Source organism: Tatumella citrea, assembly GCF_002163585.1.
GTDB lineage: Bacteria > Pseudomonadota > Gammaproteobacteria > Enterobacterales > Enterobacteriaceae > Tatumella > Tatumella citrea.
The window spans coordinates 1167340-1190901 of sequence record NZ_CP015579.1; the positions used below are offsets into that span (position 1 = coordinate 1167340).

21 protein-coding genes, 1 tRNA gene and 2 pseudogenes are annotated in these 23562 nt (G+C 49.6%); 8 read left to right on the forward strand and 16 right to left on the reverse strand.

Going from position 1 to position 23562, the window contains the following annotated elements:
• Nucleotides 1-60: 60 nt before the first annotated feature.
• Nucleotides 61-1362 carry an inosine/guanosine kinase gene (locus tag A7K98_RS05575; RefSeq protein WP_087487670.1) on the forward strand — a complete coding sequence of 434 codons (1302 nt, stop codon included), beginning with the start codon at nt 61-63 and terminating at the stop codon, nt 1360-1362.
• Between the two features lie 37 nt (nt 1363-1399).
• On the opposite strand, the gene ybaL is transcribed toward A7K98_RS05575, so the two are convergent.
• Both ybaL and A7K98_RS05585 read right to left on the reverse strand, forming a co-directional pair.
• The gene (ybaL, locus tag A7K98_RS05580; RefSeq protein WP_087487671.1) at nt 1400-3088 is read right to left on the reverse strand and encodes a YbaL family putative K(+) efflux transporter; all 1689 of its coding nucleotides are present in this window, start codon (nt 3086-3088) and stop codon (nt 1400-1402) included.
• A 442-nt stretch (nt 3089-3530) separates the two neighbouring features.
• Complete coding sequence (locus A7K98_RS05585) at nt 3531-3971, reverse strand: PACE efflux transporter (RefSeq protein ID WP_087487672.1); 441 nt, start codon at nt 3969-3971, stop codon at nt 3531-3533.
• A 92-nt stretch (nt 3972-4063) separates the two neighbouring features.
• Between A7K98_RS05585 and A7K98_RS05590 the strand changes: the two genes are divergently transcribed.
• Nucleotides 4064-4930: a LysR family transcriptional regulator gene (locus tag A7K98_RS05590; RefSeq protein WP_087490379.1), complete on the forward strand. Its 867-nt coding sequence runs from the start codon at nt 4064-4066 to the stop codon at nt 4928-4930.
• Here the strand turns inward: A7K98_RS05590 and ybaK are convergent.
• From ybaK to A7K98_RS05605, 3 genes are read right to left on the reverse strand one after another with little or no spacing between them, the layout of a single operon-like run.
• On the reverse strand, nt 4927-5406 hold the full coding sequence (gene ybaK / locus A7K98_RS05595) for a Cys-tRNA(Pro)/Cys-tRNA(Cys) deacylase YbaK (RefSeq protein ID WP_087487673.1): 480 nt from the start codon (nt 5404-5406) through the stop codon (nt 4927-4929). The two genes, A7K98_RS05590 and ybaK, sit on opposite strands and share 4 nt — an antisense overlap.
• A gap of 58 nt (nt 5407-5464) precedes the next feature.
• Nucleotides 5465-6271 (reverse strand): TraB/GumN family protein, encoded by an 807-nt coding sequence (locus A7K98_RS05600; RefSeq protein ID WP_087487674.1) that lies wholly within the window; start codon nt 6269-6271, stop codon nt 5465-5467.
• 36 nt (nt 6272-6307) lie between these two features.
• Complete coding sequence (locus A7K98_RS05605; RefSeq protein WP_087487675.1) at nt 6308-8857, reverse strand: copper-translocating P-type ATPase; 2550 nt, start codon at nt 8855-8857, stop codon at nt 6308-6310.
• 151 nt (nt 8858-9008) lie between these two features.
• Here A7K98_RS05605 and cueR point away from each other — a divergent pair, with 151 nt between their 5' ends.
• On the forward strand, nt 9009-9410 hold the full coding sequence (cueR, locus tag A7K98_RS05610) for a Cu(I)-responsive transcriptional regulator (RefSeq protein WP_087487676.1): 402 nt from the start codon (nt 9009-9011) through the stop codon (nt 9408-9410).
• A 225-nt stretch (nt 9411-9635) separates the two neighbouring features.
• On the opposite strand, the gene A7K98_RS05615 is transcribed toward cueR, so the two are convergent.
• The 6 genes from A7K98_RS05615 to ppiB all read right to left on the reverse strand — a co-directional run bounded on the left by A7K98_RS05615 (nt 9636) and on the right by ppiB (nt 14432).
• On the reverse strand, nt 9636-10493 hold the full coding sequence (locus A7K98_RS05615; protein WP_087487677.1) for a co-chaperone YbbN: 858 nt from the start codon (nt 10491-10493) through the stop codon (nt 9636-9638).
• 74 nt (nt 10494-10567) lie between these two features.
• Nucleotides 10568-11356, reverse strand: coding sequence for an SDR family oxidoreductase (locus A7K98_RS05620; RefSeq protein ID WP_087487678.1), 789 nt, complete (start codon nt 11354-11356; stop codon nt 10568-10570).
• Nucleotides 11357-11515: 159 nt separating this feature from the next.
• Nucleotides 11516-12580, reverse strand: a complete 1065-nt coding sequence (gene purK / locus A7K98_RS05625; RefSeq protein ID WP_087487679.1) for a 5-(carboxyamino)imidazole ribonucleotide synthase — start codon at nt 12578-12580, stop codon at nt 11516-11518.
• The gene (gene purE, locus A7K98_RS05630) at nt 12577-13086 is read right to left on the reverse strand and encodes a 5-(carboxyamino)imidazole ribonucleotide mutase (RefSeq protein ID WP_038018799.1); all 510 of its coding nucleotides are present in this window, start codon (nt 13084-13086) and stop codon (nt 12577-12579) included. Before purE ends, purK begins: the two co-directional genes overlap by 4 nt.
• 135 nt (nt 13087-13221) lie before the next feature.
• A complete protein-coding gene (gene lpxH / locus A7K98_RS05635) occupies nt 13222-13938 on the reverse strand; it encodes a UDP-2,3-diacylglucosamine diphosphatase (RefSeq protein WP_087487680.1) in 717 nt (238 codons plus the stop codon).
• On the reverse strand, nt 13938-14432 hold the full coding sequence (gene ppiB, locus A7K98_RS05640) for a peptidylprolyl isomerase B (protein WP_087487681.1): 495 nt from the start codon (nt 14430-14432) through the stop codon (nt 13938-13940). Before ppiB ends, lpxH begins: the two co-directional genes overlap by 1 nt.
• A gap of 209 nt (nt 14433-14641) precedes the next feature.
• On the opposite strand from ppiB, the gene cysS reads away from it, so the two are divergent.
• Nucleotides 14642-16027 carry a cysteine--tRNA ligase gene (gene cysS / locus A7K98_RS05645; protein ID WP_087487682.1) on the forward strand — a complete coding sequence of 462 codons (1386 nt, stop codon included), beginning with the start codon at nt 14642-14644 and terminating at the stop codon, nt 16025-16027.
• A gap of 58 nt (nt 16028-16085) precedes the next feature.
• On the opposite strand, the gene ybcJ is transcribed toward cysS, so the two are convergent.
• Both ybcJ and folD read right to left on the reverse strand, forming a co-directional pair.
• Nucleotides 16086-16298 (reverse strand): ribosome-associated protein YbcJ, encoded by a 213-nt coding sequence (gene ybcJ, locus A7K98_RS05650; protein ID WP_038018807.1) that lies wholly within the window; start codon nt 16296-16298, stop codon nt 16086-16088.
• Nucleotides 16298-17164 (reverse strand): bifunctional methylenetetrahydrofolate dehydrogenase/methenyltetrahydrofolate cyclohydrolase FolD, encoded by an 867-nt coding sequence (gene folD, locus A7K98_RS05655; RefSeq protein ID WP_087490380.1) that lies wholly within the window; start codon nt 17162-17164, stop codon nt 16298-16300. Before folD ends, ybcJ begins: the two co-directional genes overlap by 1 nt.
• 179 nt (nt 17165-17343) lie before the next feature.
• Between folD and A7K98_RS05660 the strand changes: the two genes are divergently transcribed.
• Together A7K98_RS05660 and A7K98_RS05665 are read left to right on the forward strand one after the other, a co-directional pair.
• A tRNA-Arg gene (locus A7K98_RS05660) sits at nt 17344-17420 on the forward strand.
• A gap of 342 nt (nt 17421-17762) precedes the next feature.
• Nucleotides 17763-18668, forward strand: coding sequence for a GGDEF domain-containing protein (locus tag A7K98_RS05665; protein ID WP_157665872.1), 906 nt, complete (start codon nt 17763-17765; stop codon nt 18666-18668).
• A 545-nt stretch (nt 18669-19213) separates the two neighbouring features.
• Here A7K98_RS05665 and A7K98_RS05675 read toward each other — a convergent pair.
• Nucleotides 19214-20131 (reverse strand): LysR family transcriptional regulator, encoded by a 918-nt coding sequence (locus tag A7K98_RS05675; RefSeq protein WP_087487684.1) that lies wholly within the window; start codon nt 20129-20131, stop codon nt 19214-19216.
• 159 nt (nt 20132-20290) lie between these two features.
• On the opposite strand from A7K98_RS05675, the gene A7K98_RS05680 reads away from it, so the two are divergent.
• Complete coding sequence (locus A7K98_RS05680; RefSeq protein ID WP_087487685.1) at nt 20291-21124, forward strand: SDR family oxidoreductase; 834 nt, start codon at nt 20291-20293, stop codon at nt 21122-21124.
• Nucleotides 21125-21176: 52 nt separating this feature from the next.
• Here the strand turns inward: A7K98_RS05680 and A7K98_RS21715 are convergent.
• Both A7K98_RS21715 and A7K98_RS05690 read right to left on the reverse strand, forming a co-directional pair.
• Nucleotides 21177-21615, reverse strand: a pseudogene (locus A7K98_RS21715) (IS3 family transposase); the annotation flags it as partial.
• Between the two features lie 252 nt (nt 21616-21867).
• The gene (locus A7K98_RS05690; RefSeq protein ID WP_198361145.1) at nt 21868-22191 is read right to left on the reverse strand and encodes an MFS transporter; all 324 of its coding nucleotides are present in this window, start codon (nt 22189-22191) and stop codon (nt 21868-21870) included.
• A gap of 66 nt (nt 22192-22257) precedes the next feature.
• Here A7K98_RS05690 and A7K98_RS05695 point away from each other — a divergent pair.
• A pseudogene (locus tag A7K98_RS05695) lies at nt 22258-22935 on the forward strand (methyltransferase); the annotation flags it as partial.
• Nucleotides 22936-23562 lie beyond the last annotated feature (627 nt).

Genomic DNA, 23562 nt, shown 5'->3' on the forward strand with positions numbered 1-23562 from the left:
CCGTTAATCGCCGGAATTATGCTAGTATTCGCCTTTTATTCCTGCGATTAACAGAAAAACATGAAATTTCCCGGCCAGCGTAAATCTAAACATTATTTCCCGGTCAGTGCCCGTGACCCGTTACTCCAGGCAGCTCCTGCCGAATCAGAGACGACACCTCCGGTGGTTGGTATCGATCAAATCATGGTTGATATTGAGGCAAAAGTAGACGATAGCTTCCTGGAACGTTACGGTTTAAGTCGCGGGCATTCGTTGGTGATCGAAAATAATGTGGCCGATGCTCTTTATCAGGAACTGGTGGCAGGGCAGTTGATAACACACCAGTTTGCCGGCGGCACTGTCGGCAATACCCTGCATAATTACTCGGTACTGGCAGATGACCGTTCGGTATTACTGGGCGTGATGTGCAGTAATATAAAAATTGGTGATTATGCCTATCGTTACCTGTGTAATACCTCCAGTAAAGTTGACCTGAACTGCATGCAAGGAGTAGAGGGCTCGATTGGCCGTTGTTACACCCTGATCAGTGAGCAGGGGGAGCGGACATTTGCGATAAGCCCGGGGGATATGAACCAGTTGCATCCGGAAAGTATTCCCGAACAGCAGATTGCTGAAGCGGCAGTGCTGGTACTGACATCTTACCTGGTAAGGGCGAAAGCTGGCGAACCGATGCCGCACGCCACCATGAAAGCTATTGAATACGCTAAAAAACATCAGGTGCCGGTGGTGCTGACCTTGGGAACAAGGCACGTAATTGCCGAGAACCCACAATTCTGGCGTGATTTTCTGAGTGAACATGTTTCAATTGTGGCAATGAATGAAGATGAAGCCTGTGAGCTAACCGGAGAGTCTGACCCTTTGCTGGCAGCAGATAAAGCTCTGCAGTGGGTTGATCTGGTATTGTGTACCGCCGGACCAGCTGGCCTGTATATGGCTGGATTTACTGAAGATGCCAGCAAACGAAAAACCAATCTGCCGCTATTACCGGGGGCAATCCCTGAGTTTAATCAGTACGAGTTTAGTCGGGGAATGCGTCGTCAGGACTGCCGGCAACCGATAAAGATCTATTCGCATATTGCGCCTTATATGGGCGGTCCTGAAAGGATTATGAACACCAACGGCGCCGGAGACGGTGCACTGGCGGCGGTGTTGCACGATATCACAGCCAACAATTATCACCGGCAGAAAGTGCCAAATTCAGCCAAACATGCGCATCAGTATCTTACGTACTCCTCGCTGGCACAGGTGTGTAAATATGCTAACCGTGTGAGCTATCAGGTGCTGAATCAACACTCCCCACGTCTGAGCAGAGGCTTGCCGGAGCGGGAAGATAGTCTGGAAGAAGCTTACTGGGATCGTTAAATCTATGCTGCCCGGCTACGGGCAGCATGCAACATTGTCAGACAGGGCATTCTCTGCTGACAGGCTGCTCTTCTATTTCTGTTTCCAGAATATCCAGCATGCTGTTAGCAATTTCTCGTTCGCCCATAATCACCCGGTTGGCTCCACGTTCCATAATATAAGTCACTTCATCATCGTAGTGAGCCCGCGCAATAATCGCGATATCCGGGCGTTTTTCTCTGGCAGCAGCAATGATTTCTCCGGATTCATACCCATTTGGGATAGTCAGTAATAGCCAGCGGGCACAATCCAGACGAGCTACGTCCATAATTTCATGACGTGCTGCATTTCCGGACACTGCATGAATACCTTGTTCCCGGACAACTTCCACCCGCGCCCTGGTGGTTTCAATAACCACCACCGGAATCCTTAGTTTGTTGAGCTTCTGACATAACAGACTTCCCACCCGGCCATAACCGACAATCACTGCATGGTTGCAGATTTCAAGCGGAACCAGGGGCTCTTCTTCCTGAAGATCCGGCTGGCTGTTATCACTCTGCTGCTCTGTTTTCATCAGATAACGCTCAGCCAGAGTAAACATCACCGGGTTAATCATTATTGACATAATCGCGGCGGCCAGCACCAGGTTGCGCCCGTCATCATTTAACAGCCCCAGAGAAACGCCCAGACCTGCAAGGATAAAAGCAAATTCACCAATCTGTGCCAGGCTGACCGAAATAGTCATTGCGGTACGGCGGGAGTGTCCCAGCCAGGTAACCAGCAACCAGGCCGCTATCGATTTGCCGAACAGGATGATAGCCAGAGCCCCCAGTACTGCCAGCGGCCGTTCAATCAGAATGTGCGGGTCAAACAGCATACCGACCGAGACAAAAAACAACACGGCAAAGGCATCCCGAAGCGGCAAAGTATCATGTGCTGCCCGGTGACTCAGTTCTGATTCGTTGAGAACCATCCCTGCGAAGAAAGCGCCGAGTGCGAAGGAGACATCAAAGAACTCTACGGCTCCGAAAGCAATACCCAGCGCCAGTGCCAGAACGGCCAGGGTAAAAAGTTCGCGTGAGCCGGTAGCAGCACTTTTCGCCAGAATCCATGGCACAGCACGCCGGCCAAAAACCACCATAATCACCATAAAAGCAACCACTTTACCGATGGTGATTAATAGATCCCATAACAGCAGGCTGAAACTGGCATTTCCCTGTTCCATCATTCCTGCAATGGCCGGGAGTAAGACCAGGGTCAGCACCATTACCAGATCTTCAACAATCAGCCAGCCGATAGCAATCCGCCCACGCTGGCTGTCCACCAGTTGCCGCTCCTCCAGTGCTCTGAGCAATACGACGGTACTGGCGGTGGAAAGACAGAGACCAAAGACCAGACCGGTCATCAGACTCCAGCCAAGGGCCGAGGAGAGCCCAAGCCCAAGCAATGTTGCTACAAAAATTTGTGCAATCGCGCCCGGGATGGCAATCCCTTTTACCGACATTAAATCTTTCAGCGAAAAATGTAATCCCACGCCGAACATCAGCAAAATAACACCCAGTTCAGCCAGTTCCGGAGCAAGATTGGTATCAGCGACAAATCCCGGAGTAAAAGGCCCCGCCAGTACGCCAGCCAGCAGGTAACCGACCAGCGGAGAAATTCGCAGTTTATTCGCCAGCATACCGAGCAGAAAAGCCAGCACCAGCGCGCCGACAATGGTGGTGATTAGGGGAGTGGTATGGTGCATGATCTCTCCTTAACGGCATGGCAATCCTTGCCAGTCGTGAATGATGGTACAAATCAGAGGCTAATCCGAAATAAATTTATTTATCCAAAATAGCAAAAATTGAAGGAAAGCTGGTGAAAAATTACTCTTCTTTATAAAGCAGCAGTAAATTTTCAGTGTTAACAATAAATAACGGCACAAAACGATATCGTAGTGTGCAGCGAAATATTGTCAGATGAGGTAACAACGGGATTGTAAGCCAGCAGATTGAGAAAGTTGGACCGTTTTTATGACCCGGAAGCATAAATTATACAATCATTAATCTGGCTGACCGATGAGAAATTGCGACAAGTCAATTAGCGCCGAACCGAAGACTGAACCGCAGTAAGGCTATGATTAATACAGTACGGTATTCTTCTGCATAATTTATCCCGGTCGCCGTTTGGCGACCGGAGAAGCACTGTTAACGGATACAGGGCCGGGATTGTCTTAATCTGTTCACTGCGGCTGGCAGTTTGTCCCAGCACCAGTTAAACAGATAAGTATAAGGCAGATAAAACAGAAGAAACCCGATATCCAGCATCAGAGCGCTGACCAGGCTGATATTCAGCATAACTGCGGTCAGGGGGACCGCTATCACAACGAACCCGCCTTCGAAACCGACAGCCTGAAGGGTACGGACCAGCAGACCGCGCGGGACATGCGGTGAAAACCAGCGATCAAATAAAATATTAAAAATCACGTTCCAGACCATCGCTGAAACCGATAGTACAATGGCGGTGATGCCTATTCCGCCGATTGGGCGGTCCATAATCCAGGCAGCGCCCGGTATGGTGATCAGTAACGCAAAGAATTCATAACTGACTGTGTGTAATAAACGTCCTGTCGTCGAACGGCTACGCATAAAATATGCTCCAAAAAAAAGTTGCGACTATTTTCACCGGAGTTGTTAGCAGGGTAAAATGAGGACGTATCGTAAAAACCGATAGGATGAAGATGCGTTATTCACCTGAATCACTCGAAGCTTTTGTACAGACTGTCGCCAGCGGTTCTTTTTCAGCGGCCGCCAGGGCATTAGGGAAAAGTCAGTCCACCATCAGTGCGGCAGTTGCACGCCTGGAGGATGATATGGGCTTTCTGTTGTTTGAGCGTAGCGGCAGACAGCCTGTGCTTACGGAAGAAGGTTTACGTGCTTTAGCGCGGGTCAACGATATCCTGGCAGCCAGCCGGCGACTGGATGATTTGGCAATTCGCATGTCGCGCGGTATTGAACCACGGCTGACACTGGCTATTTCTGATATCTGGCCTGCGGACCACCATGAAACATTATTGCACCGGTTTGCTGAGCGTTATCCTGATATTGAATTTGAATGTCTGGTGGCCGAAGATGATGATGTACTGGAACTATTGCAGACCGGGAGGGCGCATTTAGGAGTGATCCGCGAGCAGCCGGTACTGTCACCAGAGCTGGAAGCCAGACGGTTAAAGGTGCTGGTTACTATGGGAATTTACATCCATCATCAGCATCCGTTGGCGGCAGAGTCTCAACTGACGGCATCGGGGCTAAAGCAGGTTCGCCAGTTGCGGCTAAATACGTGGATCCGTCCGCCGGAAAGCAAAGCAACAGGCCAGTCCTGGTCTGCCTCGTCTTATTTGTTACTAATGGATATGGCAGAGCAGGGATTTGGCTGGAGCGAGTTGCCCTGTTGGATGGTACGGCAATTTGGCCGGGGAGTATTGCAGGAGCTGACTCTGCCAGGCTGGCAGCAGCAAAGCCGGATGGATGTTATCTGGTCAACCCGCCATCCACCCGGACCTGCCGGTTACTGGATGATTGACCAGTTATGCCAGCAGAGTGATTAATCGTGGCGTGCAATATCTGCAAATGGTGCAGCAAGCAGGGTAGCCAGATCTGCGGGGGCAAGTGAAATATCCAGCCCGCGCTTACCTCCGGAAATGTACATAGACGGAAACTCAGTTGCGCCCTGGTCAATCACTGTCGGTAAACGTTTCTTCTGGCCTAACGGGCTAATCCCGCCCACCAGGTAGCCGGTAACACGCTGTGCAACCATAGGATCTGCCATATCCGCTTTTTTAGCTCCAAACGCCTTCGCTACTTTTTTCAAATCCAGTTGAGTCGCCACCGGGGTCACTGCAACCGCCAGATTTTTTCCGTCGCCATTCAGGGATACCAGCAGCGTTTTAAATACCTGTAGCGGATTAAGTTGTAACTTGCGCACCACTTCATCGCCAAAATTGGTTTCATGGCTGTCATGTTCATATTGATGGAGCTGAAATTTTATTTTCTGTTTTTCCAGCAGCAGGATTGCAGGTGTCATATATTTTCCTTGTTGCCCGTTGTTCCGGAACCACCGGCAGGCGATAACTGCCGGCAGATTATTTCCGGCCAAACATGGCGGGTAAATTATCCTCGCCATACAGATGCAGTGCCCCGACCGCGACCAGATACCGGCCCGGTGACAGGCGGCTGAGTTGCTGTTTCCATTCAATATTACGTTGCCGGATAAGCGTATCATTCAACGAACTACTGAAGGTGGAAGGCAACAAACTGGCCTGTAAATCACCGCGTGGCGGGCCTTCCACCCACCAGCTAATCATGGTCTGCAACAGCCGCGCATTGGTATGCCAGTGTTGCAGGGAATCGCTGAGCAGTGCCAGTCCGTCATCGGGAAGCTGTGTCAGTAGTGCCAGCTGAGTACTGGCTCCTTCCAGTTCAATGACCGGTTTCCCCATCGATTTTGCTGCCTGTAGCAGCTGATAATCAATCCCGTATTCCGGCCGCAGACCGAGTCTCTGAGCCTGACGGCTTTGCAATATCAGAGCGATTTGCCAGGCAGGCAGGTGTTCAATAGTCTCAGGCAGCACATCATTTTCTGAGCAGCGTTTTAGCAGCTCCGTTGTCAGTTCCGGCTCAAAACGTTCAGCCAGCGGAGGGCGTTCATCATCATGGTTTAACGGAGACGGGTCAGAAAGGATATCGGCTTCAACGACCAGCGCGTCAGCGGCACGCAACTGTCTGAGTAAAGGTTCGGAGAGCGGATACATATTGCGGGTACCCATATGAATACTGCCGACCAGATGAATCCTGTTGTTGTTCACCCGCAGATCGACGGCCGGCCAGCTGTAACTGACCGGCATCATCACTTGCCATAATTTTTGTAGCGATTGCCACAGTGATGCCATTACCGGATGTCCTGTATCAATACCTTTAGGACTATGCTAGTCATTTCCGACGGGCAGGGATAGCTTATTCTGCTCAGGTAAACGGAATCTTAACAGTCGGTTAGCATTCGACACTACCGTAATGGAGGATAATGCCATTGCAGCTCCTGCAATAACCGGATTGAGCAAAGTCCCTGTCAGCGGATAGAGCACCCCGGCAGCCAGAGGAATACCCAGACAGTTATAGACGAAGGCTCCAAACAGGTTCTGCTTCATATTCCGCAATGTCGCTACCGAAATCATCAGTGCGTCTGTGACAGCCCTTAAATCCTGACGCATCATGGCCATAGTCGCTGTTTCTACTGCTATATCGCTGCCGCCGCTGATAGCTATCCCCGTCTCAGCCTGAGCCAGCGCGGGTGCATCATTGATTCCGTCGCCAACCATTGCCACACGGTGTCCTTGTTGCTGAAGCTGTTTAACGGCATCGGCTTTATCGGCCGGCAACACTTCTGCAATGACCTGGCGTATTCCGGCACTGGCTGCGACTACCTCTGCAGTTTTTTGCCGGTCACCGGTTAACATGACGACCTGATAACCCTGCTGTTGCAGCTGTGCCACAACCTGAACGGTTTCCGGACGCAGTGGGTCGCTGATGGCCAGTAATGCTGCCAGCTGGCCGTCAATGGCCAGTAGTACTGGTGTGGCGCCCTGCAGGCTGGCGCGTTGCAGCTCCTCTTCGGCGGCTGTGACATCAATACCGGCATCGGACAGCAGGCGCTGATTGCCCAGCAGTAACTGATGCCCCTCACATTCGGCAGAAAGTCCTTTGCCTGCCACAGTCTGAAGCTGGCTGACTGCCGGAAGAGAGGTTTCCGCGACCTGTGACACTATTGCCGTAGCCAGCGGGTGTGACGAATGCTGTTCAACAGCCGCCGCCAGGCTCAGAACATGCTGTTCTGAATAATGATGAAACAGTGTTACGCCAGTAACTGCCGGCCGCCCGGTGGTCAGAGTACCGGTTTTATCAAATACCACGGTATCCACATTGCTGGCCTGTTGCAGGGCATCAGCATCTTTCACCAGAATCCCTGCTTCTGCAGCACGTCCGACCCCGGCAATAATAGACATCGGGGTTGCCAGACCTAAAGCACACGGACAGGCAATGATTAACACGCTGGTGATCACCACCATACTGTAAGCAAACTGAGGAGTGGGGCCTGCCAGATACCAGATAAGTCCGCTAAACAGGGCAATAATGATGACTGCCGGGACGAATATGGCTGAAATGCGGTCAGCAAGCTGGCCGATCCGCGGTTTACTGCTCTGGGCATTTCTGACCAGAGAGATAATTCGTGCCAGCGCAGTATTTTTACCGGTGGCTGTAGCCCGAAAACTCAGCGTCCCGTCAACCACCAGTGTCCCTGCGTGCACAGGATCTGTCGTGGTTTTTTGTTGCGGCCAGGCTTCACCGGTCAGCATTGATTCATCAATGGTTCCTTGCCCGGAGTCGATAACACCGTCTACCGGCACTCTGTGTCCGGCCCGTAACCGCAGGCGCATTCCGGGTTCAATCTCACTGACAGGCAGAGAAATATCCCCCTCGTCACGGATTACTGTGGCTTCCTGAGGAGTCAAATCCAACAACTTTTCCAGGGCCTGAGAAGAGTGCTGTCTGGCTCGTTGTTCCAGCGCATGTCCCAGATTAATCAGCCCGATAATCATGCTACTGGCTTCAAAATAGAGATGCCGCGCCGGCAGCGGGAAACTCTCCGGGAACAATACCACGCTGGCAGAGTAGGCCCAGGCGACTGTGGTGCCCAGGGCAACCAGCGTATCCATGGTAGCCGTACGGTTGCATAAGCTTTTCCAGGCGCTGCGATAAAAATGCCCACCTGCGATGATCATCACCAGCAATGTGACGATCCCGATAATTTGCCAGGTCAGCAGATTTTGGGGTGTCAGCATCATATTATGGCTGGTCATTCCCCAGATCATCACCGGGATCCCGACCAGCAGTGCGAGCGCAGCCTGCCAGCTGAAACGAATAAAATTTTGCCGTGCAGATTTCTGTTGCTGTTCACGTCGTTCAGTTTCATCGACAACCAGCATCGCGCCATAACCGGCGGCGGTGACGGCAGCAATCAGAGACTGAGGATCGGCGTTTCCGCTGATTAAAGCACTGCGATCCGCCAGATTAACTCTGGCCTGGCGGACCTTGTCGACCTGGTTTAATGCTTTTTCAACCCGGCTAACACAGCTGGCACAGCTCATACCATCAATCAGCAACTGTACCGGCTGGCTATTATCTTCTGCCGGGGAGGCCGGAATAACAGGATCCGCTGCCAGCCCGTCCGGCGCGGGTGAATTTGCTGTCAGCGGTTCAGACTTTGGGTGCGATTGTTCCTGCGGCTGGCTGGCATGATATCCGGCCTGTTCAATCACCGGAATCAGATCCTCTGCCGAGGCTGTACCATTAACTACCGCTTGTTCCAGAGTGACATCGGCCGATGCTACATCGTCACGCTGTTCCAGAACTTCTTTAACTCGTTTAATACAGTGACCACAGGAGAGGCCATCCAGTTGTAAAATCAGGGGTTCAGACATTGTTTTATCTCCTTCTGACACAGAGTGTCTATTCACAGTACCAAAAGTGTAAACCTTCCTGTAAGGTAAAGGTCAACATAAAAGCAGTAATCTGTAGTGAACTCTGCCGGCTGCCCACCGGGGCCGATTTATTCAGTGACGGAGAAGCTTAATGAACATCAGTGATGTCGCCCGTAAAACCGGTTTATCCAGCAAAGCGATTCGTTTTTACGAAGAGAAGGGCATTATGACCCCGCCGCAACGTAGCGCCAATGGCTATCGCAGCTACGCCGGACACCACATTGAGGAGCTGACCTTGTTACGCCAGGCAAGGCAGGTCGGGTTCAGTCTTGAAGAGTGTCGGGAACTGGTGGGCATGTTTAATGATCCGCACCGTCACAGCGCTGATATTAAGGCCCGTACTTTACGTAAAGTCAGTGATATCGACCGGCAGATGCAGGAACTCCAGGAAATGCGTCAGCGTCTGATAACGTTGGCAGATAGCTGCCCGGGGGATGATGGGGCAGATTGCCCGATTATCGACAGCCTGTCAGGAAGTTGCCACCACGGATAGCCACATATACTGATAGCCATATAGTAGCAAACCGCATTACTGAATCGTGTTTGTTTGCAGGATTTTAGAAACAGACCAACGGCCTTCTAAGCCGTAGGTCAGCTGTCACAGAGCAAGGCTTAAACTCAGATTTTCTGAACAGTGCTTTTAATTCTGGCATGGCCGATTATCGACAGCCTGTCTGGAAGTTGCCACCACGCTTAGTTACGCGGTGGCAGTAGGTAATTAATAGAGCAGGGAATATAACTGACGGCGATATTTGCCGGCCAGTGCATCACCGGTGCCCAGTGCTGCCAAAATTTCCTGGAAGGTTTTACGCAATTCACCGCCACCGGCAGCCAGATCAGTTTTCAGAAAGCTGAACAGCAGTTCCAGAGCTTCTTCGTTACGTCCTACCTGATGAAACTGAATCGCCAGTTTGGCGGCAATTCCGGTATTGGTTGGGTCTGCATCAAGCTCAGTTTGCAGCTGTTGTATCTCCGGGGTATCTGCTGCCTGACGCAGTAAATCGATCTGCGCCAGCAAGCTTTGATAGCGGGTATCCTGATCCTGCAGTGGCACGTGTTTTAATACTTCTTCAGCCTCATCACTGCGGTTGAGTTGCAGCAGAGTTTCAGCCAGCAGGAATCCGGTTTCGCTGGCATGCTGGCTAATCTGCCAGGCATCTTTCAGCAGCGGCAGAGCTTCCAGTGGTTTCTCTTCATCCAGCAATGCCAAAGCCTGCTGAACTTTGATCTCGTCTTCACGTGGTAACACTTTTTCCAGCAGTGCGCGAATAGCCTCTTCCGGCTGTGGTCCCTGGAAGCCATCGACCGGCTGTCCGTCTTTAAACAGATACACTGTCGGGATAGCCCGTAAACCGAACTGTGATGCCACCATTTGCTGTTCATCGCAGTCCAGCATAGCCAGCAGGAATTGCCCGCGATACTCTGTAGCCAGTTTTTCCAGAACCGGCGTCAGTTCCTGGCAGTGTTGACTTCGTGCTGACCAGAAATAGAACAGCACCGGAACCTGCATAGACTGTTCGAGTACCTGCTGCAGGTTGGATTCATTAACATCAATAATCGGGGCTTGCGGTGACATAAGCTGTGTTCCTTGGTCTGAAAATTTAACCGTTATCTGTCAGATATGGGGACATGCTGCCTGAGTTCAAGCGGCTATTTTTCTGGTGATGAATGACTGCTTAAAATTCGATCCAGAAGTATACCCGGTAGCAGCCGTCGGGCCACAGACATTACATGAGCGACCACTGTGACAGGATAGCGTTGACGTGGGTGGCGACTTTCCAGAGCGTGACGCAGTTTTGGCAAAATTGCCTGAGGTGGCAGCGTAAAACGGGCTGCAATCCCGGGATTGGTCACCGGACGATCGGATTCACCCTGTACGACATTGTCGGTAAATTCTGTTGAAACAGGACCTGGCTCAATCAGGCTGACACGGACCTTGCTGTGTTGCAGTTCCATTCGCAGAGCATCTGACCAGGCTTCCAGGGCATATTTACTGGCCGCATAGGCGCCACGCCCCGGGGTGGAAATCAGCCCCATCACGGAACTGGTATTCACTATTCTGGCATTTCCACTGGCCTGTAAACAAGGAAGCAACAGCATGGTCAGTTGGTGAACGGCGAAAAAGTTGGCAGAAAATTGTTGTTCAAGCTGGTGGCGCGAGAGGGTATGTAACGGACCATAAACCCCGAAACCGGCATTATTAAACAGTGCATAGAGTTTACCATCGCACAATTCTGCGACCTGACCGGCGGCTGTTTCCACGCTTTGTGGGTCATCCAGGTTGAGTAAAACACCGGTGTATCCGAGTTGCTCCATCCGGCTAACATCTTCCGGTTTGCGACAGGCAGCAAGAACCCGGTAACCACGCATCAACAGGTCACGGGCAGCAACCGCACCGATACCACTGGAACATCCGGTGATTAAGATATTTTTTTGCATAAATTCACACGTTACTGGCGGAAGAGGAGCGTAAAACGCGTTTCAGGTATGCCGGAGTATTACACAGAAAGTAGCGACAGCACCAATGGCTGGCCGGGAATTAACGGTAAAAACAGAGAGGCTGCACAGGAATGCCGGAGTTTCCTGTGCAGAGAGGAATTACAGCTTATCGCTGGCCCAGTCGATAGCTGCGGCATATTCTTCCGGCAGCTGTGAGACCAGGGCTCGAAGATTATCTTTAAGTCGGAGTTTGTCACTGTCAGTCAGATTAAGGTGACCCAATTTACGGCCAGGACGCACTTCTTTTTCGTACCAGTGCAGGTGAACCAGAGGCTGTTCCAGCCATTGCAGATTCAGAGCACAGCCAATGATATTCACCATTACAGAAGGAGCAAAAACCACTGGTTTGGGCAGCGCTAAACCAAGAATGGCTCGCAGATGCAGTTCAAACTGGCTGACAGAGGCACCATTTTGTGTCCAGTGGCCACTGTTATGTACTCTTGGCGCCAGCTCGTTAATCAGTAATCCCTGTGGAGTGACAAAACACTCCATGGCGATCACACCGACATAATCCAGTTCCTGCATGATGGCAGAGAGCATGCTTTCCGCCTGACGCTGTTGGTCAGCATCTGGTTCAGGCAGTGCCACGCTGGTCAGCAAAATACCGTTATGATGCAGATTATGAGTCAGTGGATAAAATACGGTAGTACCGTCACGACCACGAGCACCGACCAGAGAAACTTCACCTGAGAAATTGATGCCCTGCTCGACAATACACTCACCGTAGCACTCTTCCGGCAAGGTCAGGCAGTCAGGCTGGCGCAGGCGCCACTGACCACGGCCATCGTAGCCACCAGTGCGCCGTTTAACGATTGCCAGCTCGCCCAGTCGTGCATAAACTTCCGGCCATTCGCTGGCATCGCTCAATAGTTGCCACGGTGCAGTGGCCAGTCCCAGCTGATCCAGCAATTGTTTCTGAGTCAGGCGATCCGCCAGACGTGGAAAAATATCGCGGTTAACGAACGCCGGGTGGCTTGCCAGTTCGCGGGTCAGCGCAGTTTCCGGCCAGCGTTCAATTTCCGCGGTGATCACACTCTGGCGAATCGGCAGCGCTTCCGGTTCAGCATCGGTGCCAACCGGATAAACGGCTATCCCCAGCGGTTCTCCGGCCTGGCGCAACATCCGGCCAAGCTGTCCGTTACCGAGTACGCAAACTGACTTCATGCTTCCTCCCGTGGGTCCGGGTTTTCCAGAACCGCATCGCTCTGTGCTGTCCGCCAGGCGCTCAGACGGCTTGCCAGTGCAGGATCGTTAACTGCCAGAATCTGGGCGGCCAGTAGTGCTGCGTTCGCCGCACCTGCTTTACCGATAGCCAGTGTTCCAACCGGGATGCCGCGTGGCATCTGCACAATCGAGTAAAGGCTGTCGACACCGCTCAGCGCGGCACTTTGCACCGGAACACCCAGAACCGGAACTAAAGTTTTTGCCGCCAGCATACCTGGCAGGTGAGCTGCTCCTCCGGCACCGGCGATAATCACATGAAAGCCCTGTTGTTGGGCATTTTCAGCAAAACTAAACAGTTTGTCCGGGGTGCGGTGGGCAGAAACCACTTCCACATGATGAGCAAGATTCAGTTCGTTAAGGATTTCTGCAGCATACTGCATCGTAGCCCAGTCACTTTTAGAACCCATAATAATAGCGATACGGGCCGGGGCAGTATTCGACGACATGCGGTCAACTCCTGTGAGCAGTTAAAGAACCTGTGCGGTACAGGTTATACACATTGAGAAGGGCGTGAGAATAGCATGAGACAGCGCTGAGGAAAACGGTTGCGTCACTACACAACCGGACATTTCACCTGAAATTTACCACGGGAAAGCGTGAAGAGTGACGCCATTTTCATCAACAATGATCACCGATCCCTGTTGATGCCATGCACCGAGTACTGCACGTTGCGCCGGCTGTTGACTGACAGTCAGGTTGTGGATTTCCGGACGATGAGTATGTCCGTGAATCAGCAATGTGGCATGGTGGCGTTGCATTGCCTCTACTACCGCCTGTGGATTCACATCCATTATTTCCATGCTTTTTGACTGGTTAGCCTTGCTACTGTCATTCCGCATTCTGGAGGCAATTTTCTGACGGACAAACAACGGTAGCATCAGGAAGACACGCTGTAGCCAGGGTTGGTGGACTTTTTTGCGAAAGCGCTGGTAACCCTCGTCGTCAGTACACAGGGTGTCGCCATGCATAATCAGCACCCTCCGGCCATACAGTTCCAGCAACTGTTCTTCCGGCAGTAACTGCATCCCGCAGCGTTTAGCATAAGTACGGCCCAGCAGGAAATCGCGGTTACCGTGTATAAAAAATACCGGAACACTTAACGATGCCAGGGCTTCGGCGACCTGCTGATGCAACGGGTTTGGGTCATCGTCACCAATCCAGCTTTCAAACAGGTCACCGAGAATATACAGCGCTTCACACTCTGTGGCTTCGCGTTGTAAAAAACGCAGAAAACCGGCAGTGATTGCCGGTTCTTCCTGACACAGATGTAAATCTGCTATAAAAAGCGTTCGCGGCATTACTCGCTGACGGTCACTTTCTGGATAACAACGTCATCTTTTGGAACGTCCTGGTGCATACCACTGCGGCCGGTAGAAACGGCTTTGATTTTCTCAACCACGTCCATACCTTCAACCACTTCAGCAAATACGCAGTAACCCCAGCCCTGCAGGCTTTCGTCACGGAAGTTCAGGAAGTCATTGTCTGCAACGTTGATAAAAAACTGTGCAGTGGCAGAGTGTGGCGCAGAAGTACGAGCCATTGCCAGGGTGCCACGGGTGTTTTTCAGACCGTTGTTAGCTTCGTTACGGATTTCTTCTTTGGTAGATTTCTGTTTCATACCAGGTTCGAAACCACCGCCCTGGATCATAAAGCCGTTAATAACGCGATGGAAAATAGTGTTGTCGTAAAAACCTTCGCGGCAGTACTCCAGGAAGTTTTTCACGGTAGTAGGTGCTTTATCGTCAAATGTTTTAATAACGATATCACCAAAATTAGTCTGGAAAGTGACCATAATTTCATCCTGTCATGGTTATTGTCGGTATTTAACTCTTCCTGATTACAGGGAAGGGCAATCGCAGAGGCTCCTTATATCATAAATTTTATGCTTACGGCAGTATGGCGAAAACTGATGATGCCGGATGGCTTGCATTACGTCGCAGTCGCGTGAAAAATACGGCACAATAACCAGAGTTATCGCACACGTTTAAACGGAATAGTTAAATGCTAAAAATTTATAACACTCAGAGCAGACAAAAAGAGGAATTCAAACCTATTCATGCCGGCAAGGTGGGCATGTACGTGTGCGGTATTACCGTTTATGACCTGTGTCATATTGGACATGGCAGAACTTTTGTCGCTTTTGACGTTGTTTCACGCTATTTGCGTTACCTGGGTTACCAGCTGAAATATGTCAGAAATATCACCGATATTGATGACAAAATCATTAAACGTGCCAATGAAAATGGTGAAACCATTGAGGTTCTCACCAACCGGATGATCGGCGAGATGCACAGCGATTTTGATGCGCTGGGGATTCTGCCGCCAGATGTGGAACCGCGTGCTACCCGACACATCAGTGAAATTATTGAACTGGTAGAAAAACTGCTGCAGCGTGGTCATGCTTATGTGGCTGACAACGGTGACGTGATGTTTGATGTACTAAGTGACAGCCACTATGGTGAACTCTCCCGTCAGGATCTGGAGCAGTTGCAGGCCGGTGCGCGAGTCGAAGTCGCTGATGTGAAGAAAAATCCAATGGATTTTGTGCTGTGGAAAATGTCTAAAGCGGATGAGCCGAGTTGGCCTTCTCCGTGGGGAGCGGGCCGCCCTGGCTGGCATATTGAGTGTTCGGCAATGAACTGCAGCCAGTTAGGCGAGCATTTTGATATTCATGGCGGTGGTTCAGACCTGATGTTCCCGCACCATGAAAACGAAATTGCCCAGTCGACCTGTGCGCATGGCGGTGAATATGTGAATTACTGGATGCACTCCGGCATGGTAATGATTGATCGTGAAAAAATGTCCAAATCTCTGGGTAACTTTTTTACGGTTCGCGATGTTCTGAAGCATTATGATGCCGAGACCGTCCGTTATTTTCTGATGTCCGGTCATTATCGCAGTCAACTGAATTACAGCGAAGATAATCTGAAGCAGGCCCGCGCGGCGCTGGAACGCCTGTACACTGCATTGCGTAATACTAATCCTCAGGCAGAAGCTGCCGAAGGTGCTGAGTTTGAGCAGCGCTTCCGGGACGCAATGAATGATGATTTTAATACTCCGGAAGCCTATTCGGTGCTGTTTGATATGGGACGCGAAGTTAACCGCCTGAAAACTGAAGACAGTGTTGCTGCTGATGCTCTGGCCGCCAAATTGCGCCAGATTGCTAAAGTGCTGGGTATTCTGCAGCAGGACCCGGAACTGTTTCTGCAAAGCTCTGCCGCGAGTAACGACGAAGAAGTGGCGGAAATTGAAGCGCTTATCAAAATGCGTAAAGATGCCCGTGAAAGTAAAAACTGGGCTCAGGCAGATATTGCACGAGATAAGCTGAACGAACTGGGAATTATTCTGGAAGACGGTCCACAGGGAACCAACTGGCGTCGTAAGTAATTTTCAGTCGGCAGTAATAGAAAGGGCGACCGGTTCACCGGTCGCCCTTTTTGCAGATTCAGGCGATAACTGAAATTGACTGTCCGGCAAAACTAACGGTCTGACCGCTGACAATTTTACAGCGTTTACGGGTCTCTACCTGACCATTAACGGTAACAAGTCCGTCGGCAATAAATGCTTTTGCCTGAGCGCCACTTTCGGCCCAGCCTTCCAGTTTCAACAGATCACACAGTTCAACGTGCGGGAATTTACCCAGTGAAAAGGTTGCCATTATGCATTTACTCCGTCGTGATACTCTTCACAGGCCTGTAAAGTGTTCTGAATTAAGGTAGCTACGGTCATTGGGCCTACGCCGCCCGGAACCGGGGTGATCCAGGATGCGCGTTGTGCTGCGGTCTCAAATTCGACATCACCGACTACCCGGCCATCTTCAAGGCGGTTGATTCCGACATCAATCACCACTGCACCCGGTTTAATCCACTCTCCCGGAATAAAATTGGCTTTACCTACCGCAACCACCAACAAATCGGCGTTTTCAACATGCTGACGCAGATTACGGGTAAAACGATGGGTCACAGTTGTGGTGCAACCGGCCAGCAGCAATTCCAGGCTCATTGGACGACCGACAATGTTGGAAGCCCCGATAACTACGGCATTGGCACCGAAAGTTTCGATATTATAACGTTCCAGCAGGGTCATAATGCCGCGCGGGGTGCATGGGCGCAGCAGTGGGGCGCGCTGACACAGGCGTCCTACGTTATACGGGTGGAAGCCATCGACATCTTTGTCGGCTGCAATCCGCTCCAGTACTTTGATGTTATCGATGCCTTCAGGCAGAGGTAACTGCACCAGAATGCCGTCGATTTCATTATCATTATTTAACTTATCGATCAGTTCCAGCAGCTCCTGCTCACCGGTCGTGGCCGGTAAATCATATGAGCGCGACACAAAGCCTACTTCTTCACAGGCTTTACGTTTACTGCCTACATAAATTTGTGATGCCGGGTTTTCTCCGACCAGTACTACCGCCAGACCAGGGGCGCGTTTACCCGCTGCAAGACGCTGTTTAACTTTTTCCGCAACTTCCAGACGAACCTGCTGCGCAATCGTTTTACCATCAATAATCTGTGCTGACATCAGAGAAAAAATCCACGGAGTTAGAATCATAAGGTGAAGGCACCTATTTTGTCAGAAGCGGCGCACGCTGTCAGGCAAAGAATCACTGCCAGTTGCCTAAACCTTCATCAACAGAACGGAAAGTCGCGTAAAAACATTGACTCAGTGACCGGTGACCGTATAATTCGTCGGAAATCAGGGCGCCCTTAGCTCAGTTGGATAGAGCACCGGCCTTCTAAGCCGTAGGTCATAGGTTCGAATCCTATAGGGCGCACCATTTTCCCTTCTACTACTGTCCTGTAATGTCTACTTATCCCAATAAAAGCAAGCTATAAGACAGGGGCAATATCTGTCCACGTCGACTCACCTATTCACATCCAGATCCACACCATATTGTGAACATTAACCGGTTCAGTCAGTTCGATGCCCTGAACGAAGCCCACATCCGCAAAAATCAAGTCCGTACACAGGGAATCATCATTCTGTTGATTAACGGCCGGATGGGGCAGTATAGCGATCCGGTTATCTGGTAAGCAACAATTGCTATACCAACCTCAGTCGGTTACTGTCATCAAATCAACATGATAAAGTGCCCCGCAAATTCAGGAGGGGGTACTCAGTGATAACTAAGAAAAATGACACATTAATCGACTTTAAGGGAAAACCAAACCGCCTGGTATTTTTCTCTTTCCTGGTATATACAGTTTTAGCATTAGCGGTGATCGGGGTGCTGGCATTCAAAGCGAAGCCATATTCTGAGATAGAATTTTATTTCTATATTGATTTCGCCACCTCAATAGCAATTGCATGGTTTTTATCCAAGTCCCTCAGAACTCAGCCGTACGAAAGATACGTTGGATTTTTTAGGTGTGGCCTGTTTATTATTTTTAACTGTTTGCTGGTGATACTCGTTTCAGGATTAGGCTATTTCGCCTCCCGGTTCGCACTGATCATTGTCTCAGTGCTGTTTATACCCGCGATACTACTCATCATTGTATCTTTCAATGAGTTTGTCTCGTTTGTTAACTTTAACTACAAGTCAGCTGTCAGTTTGTCATTAACCGATGAGCTGACAGGGTTACCTAACAGACGAGCATTGAACTTCACACTCAGGGATATGGAAAAACAAGCAGGGACGGTTTGCATCTTAGATATAGACCACTTTAAACGTATTAATGACTCACATGGCCATGAGACCGGAGATAAAGTGTTGATCGCGATAGGACTTGCTTTAAGTGAGTTCGCAAATGAAAGCGTTTCTGTCTCCAGGTCTGGTGGGGAAGAGTTCTGCATCATCATGAAGGACAGTATCAATGCTAAGGAATTGGTCACCAAAATAAAGAAAGCTATCACGATGGACTACAACAAAGACATTAGAATTACCATCAGCGCGGGGGTATCAACCAAGAGCCGCTATGAAAACTTCACCTCAGCAATGATATATGCTGACGAAGCCCTCTACAGAGCAAAGAGAGAAGGCAGAAATTGTATTGTTTACGCAGATGACGGCTCTGTTGAAAGATAACTGATGCTACAGATGGCGCGTATGCCGGTTGATAATCTGGAGAGGCATACGTGATACAGCGTCAGAAACGAGACTGGAAAAACGGCCAGCAATAATTGCTACAACCGGACAGTGCATCAGGGTTATTGCGTAGGGCGGTTCGGGAACTGTTTTTGCTTCGAAATCAGGGCACCGTCTTGCGCTTCTTTCCGTTGAGCAGAATGAGGCGCTTACGACCACTCCGGGTGAAGAAGTAGCCACGCGCTACGTGTAATGTCCTAAGCTGTTAAATGAGGAAAACGTGGGCACGAGTGGCTACCATAAACCCCGGAATTATTTATACACCTCTGGCTAATGATGAATTCCAGGCACCGAGTGGTACTGGATATCGAGATATGCTGGAACACTCTCCAACTGGACGCGGTGGTGCGGCTGTAGTCGCGACCGGAAGGCAGTATTATCAACGGCAGCGATTTCCTGATGGATGGTGGAGTGACTGTTTCATATTGGTATGGTGATCTTAAACCTTCAAAATAACTTCCCGCGAGCTCAACCTTAAGGTGTATTTACTGGTCTTGAGTGGCGAGCTCGCGGTAGCGACGCCTTAACGTTTGCAGGAATGTCTGAAACGCTGGTGAAAGCAGGCGACGGCTGGGATAATAAATGTGATAGCCAGAGAAAGGTCGACACCAGTCATCCAATACGCGCACCAGTCTACCCTCCGCAATTTGTGTGATGACTTGATCTTCCATGACGATTGCCAGCCCTAGCCCTTCTTCTGCTGCTTTTGCTGCGGCGACAATATTATTCACGACAAATTGTCCATCAACCCGAACATGCAGCTCTCGTTCCCCCTGACTGAATTCCCATGGATAAATCCCCCCAGCGCTTGGCATACGCATATTGATACATGAATGGCTGGTTAAATCCTGCGGTGTTAGTGGTTGCGGATTTTTCGCCAGATAACCTGGTGCGCCAACCACCGCCATACGAATATCCGGGCCGATACGTAATGCAACCATATCCTGAGCAATTTGTTCACCTAATCTGATACCAGCATCAAAACGATCACTAACAATATCGGTTAACGCAGAATCCAGCGATAGCTCTATTTTGATGTCGGGAAAGGCGTGTAATCTTTCAGCTACAGCTGGCCAGATCAGCGTATCCGCAGCATGTTGCCCGGTAGTGATTCTCACTAATCCAGCTGGCTTCTCACGAAACTGACTCAACGCCTGCAAACGGTTATTGATATCGTTTAACGCGGGGTGCAGCGTATTCACCAACTGCTCACCAGCTTCGGTGACAGCGACATTGCGTGTATTTCGTATTAATAAACGCACGCCTAATCTCTCTTCAAGACGGCGTACTGTCTGGCTTAATGAGGGCTGAGAGGTGGAAAGGCGGGCTGCAGCACGGGTAAAACTTCGTTCTTCTGCGACCACTAAGAAAGCAGCCAAATCGCCGAGTTCATCACGCAACATTAATAAATTCCTGATATAGGTGCATTAAGTATTAAGCATCTTATCATCTGAATTTAGGCAGGATAGACTTTCATTATCGTTGGATCCACATACGTCATTACGTAACTGGCATATGAAGCTTTGTGTCATGTGTTAGCACCTTAAAATTTTGGAGTAAAAATGTCTAAAGATATCGTGGTTATCATTGGTGCTGGCGGCATCGGTATGGCTATCGCACGTCGTCAGGGATTTGGAAAAACTGTCCTGTTAGCTGATTTCAACCAACAAACGTTGCAGAATGCGGCCAGTCAACTGAGCGACGCGGGATATCAGGTTAAAACCCACCCTGTCGATGTCGCTTCCCGTTCTTCTGTTGAGTTGTTAGCCTCTTATGCAGCATCACTGGGCAACGTGATGCAAGTAGTGAATACCGCGGGTTTGTCGCCAAATATGGCACCGGTTGATAAAGTATTAGAAGTCGATTTATATGGTGCTGCAGTGGTATTTGAAGAGTTTGAAAAAGTGATTGCTCAAGGTGGTGCAGGTCTGATTATTTCCAGCATGGCAGGCCATATGATGCCTGCCTTAACACCTGAGCAGGATCATGCGTTGGCATACACGCCAACGGAAGAATTGCTCAGTCTGTCATTCCTGCAACCTGAAGCCGTTCCTAACACTCTGGTGGCTTACATGCTGGCTAAACGAGCAAATCATCTCCGTGTGCAAGCATCAGCGATGACATGGGGTGATAAAGGTGCGCGCGTTAACTCCATCAGCCCTGGTATCATCGTTACGCCGCTGGCACTGCATGAACTTAATTCTGAAATTGGTGATATCTACCGTGCTATGGTTGATGCATCGCCAGTGAAACGTATGGCACCACCTGAAGAAATTGCAGTAACTGCTTCATTCTTACTCGGGCCTGATGCCGGATTCATTACGGGCAGTGATTTGCTCATCGATGGTGGCGTGATCGCTGCGATGCGTGCGGGTAAATTACAGACTCCTGGCTAATATTCATTGAATATAAAACAATGGGGGAGCTAATTTGTTGATCCCCCATTCTTTAACGTAGGCAATAAGTATAATCAGATAAGCGTTGAATATGTTGCATCGGTGTAAACCCATTCGGTACCATATTAGGTCGTTGGTGATGATAAAAGCATTACCATGTTGTCGCCAGGTGCTGGCCCAGCCATAGCGCACTGTTCAGTTATCATGCTCAATATAAACATTCTGCTGAGGTTTTTCGTTTGGAAAAAATTGAGCTGGATATTTTGTTTTTTAGTGTATGAAATTAGCGTATTACCCACATATTCCTCGCCGTTTTCATAACGGATTGCCATCAATCACATGGAGCAGACAAACAGAACGAGCATCTGATAGCCGATCATGCATTGTGGCTTGCGGGTACCGCCAATGACTCAGGGCTTTGATTGTTTAAACGCTTTTTGGGTTTTATAGGTATGTCAGAGACGGTAAGCCTTGTTGTGGTTCCATCTGAACTATTTCACATTATGTGACCCATCCCCCCGTTTTTCTGATTGTCTGTAATCCGATTAAGCCAGTCAGAAATTTGCAGGTTTTCTCTGAGGAGAACGGGTTTATCGCAGTCACTGTATTGGCTAACAGCAAGGATCTGGCAGCCCTGATGAAAACTGCCCCTTGAAAAAAGACTGCATGCTGTGCCATCAGCTTCCGGTCTGATGGCTTCATCGCTTTTTTGTCATGGCCTCCGGAATGATTTCGGCTTTTAGTTACGCTGTTTCCGCCGGAAAATTCCCCCTGGCCTTACGGGCTAACAGACAGGAGACCAACAGCCCTGTAATTAACCCGATGGCGGCAAGATAAAAAGCCAGTTGCAGAGCATGTTCAGGGCTTGTTACCGTCTTTTCATTATGTAGATTGTCAACCCCGCCACCAGATAACGCTGTCAGTAAAGCAATACCAATAGCATTACCTATATTCAACGTAGTAGAGGCCATGCCGGAAGCAATCCCCTGCTGGCGATGAATTATGCCTGAACCCGAAGCTATCCACATTGCTGTCCAGACAATTCCCTGTCCTGTCCCTGAAATCACCAGCCCCGGGAAAATGTTTGCATAAGACGATCCAGAAAATGCTGCCGCCGCAAGTACCAGCGTACGGGTAATTTACCTGAAAATCTTAAGGGCGGAGATGCATTTAAACAACAATTTGGTGAGTCATTTTATGAGTATTGGAGCAAGGATAATAATAAAAATTCTCTTTATGATTTTCACTCCTGCATGTCCTCAATGTCTGAAGTAGAAGATAGCTTTTTAGTCCGCAGCTATGATTTCCCCAAAAATGCTACAGTGGTCGATATTGCTGGCGGAATGGGAGGGTTATTGCTTGCTGTATTACGAAGTAACCCCACATTGACAGGTATACTGTTTGACCGGGAAGCGGTTTTATCCAGAAGCCGTCTTAGTGAGTTAAATGATGATTCCCGATGGCAGCTTCAGAACGGGGATTTTTTTGTTTCCTGCCCCCTGGCTGATATCTATCTGTTAAAATACATTGCAATGGACTGGCCGGATGCACAGGCCACGAAAATCTTAAAATGTATACGTCAGGCAATGCATGAAAATTCTAAGCTACTTATCATGGAACCGATTATTCCACCAGGCAATACCTGGTATGGTGGCAACGAAATTGACTTGTTATTACTCAGCAGTTTTGATGGCGGTAAAACACGTGATGAAGAAGAACTCAGTATTTTACTCGGGAAGGCTGATTTGAAACTGAATCGGGTAATTACTACCGGTTGTTATGTGTCTATTGCTGAGGTGGTTATTGTATAAATAATCAACTGGTGAATAATGCGATTTATTACAGGGTTACATGCTCTGTGGCTTAAAAGCACCGGGCATGTAAATCATTTAAATGAATTTTCATTATCCAGGCAGAGGATAAGCCGACTGCCCGTTAATGTCTGCTGTAATTTAGAAAAGTGGGGCGGCGAAGTACCTGCATTCCCTGAGTGACTATTCGCGGGGGGAAATTATGAAAATGGGGTGCCTGAGCCTTTAGATAACGGACAAAAAAGAAAAGTCGATCCCGGTTCGTATTTTCCAGTTCAGAGTTATTCAACGAGAGGTTACATTCGACAATAGTATTACGGAATATAGTCGTGATGTTTATAATATTGTCAAGAACATGAGAACAGATTTAAAATCTGAGTTGTTTTGCGATGCCTCTGCCTGAGAATTGTCCTGCTAACAAGGTGCCTGACCTGGTCAGCTGCAATTGTTGTCGCCACCACTGCATAACACGCAGTCCTGTATCAGTAATACATAGCCTCGCCAGGGGCAGTCACTAACAGCAACTTTATCATCCTAAAATCTCGTCATGTCTGACGGATATTACGGGCTGATCAGAAATTTTAATTTCTTTTCCTGATTAATTCCCTTTATGGTTAATGCATCAAC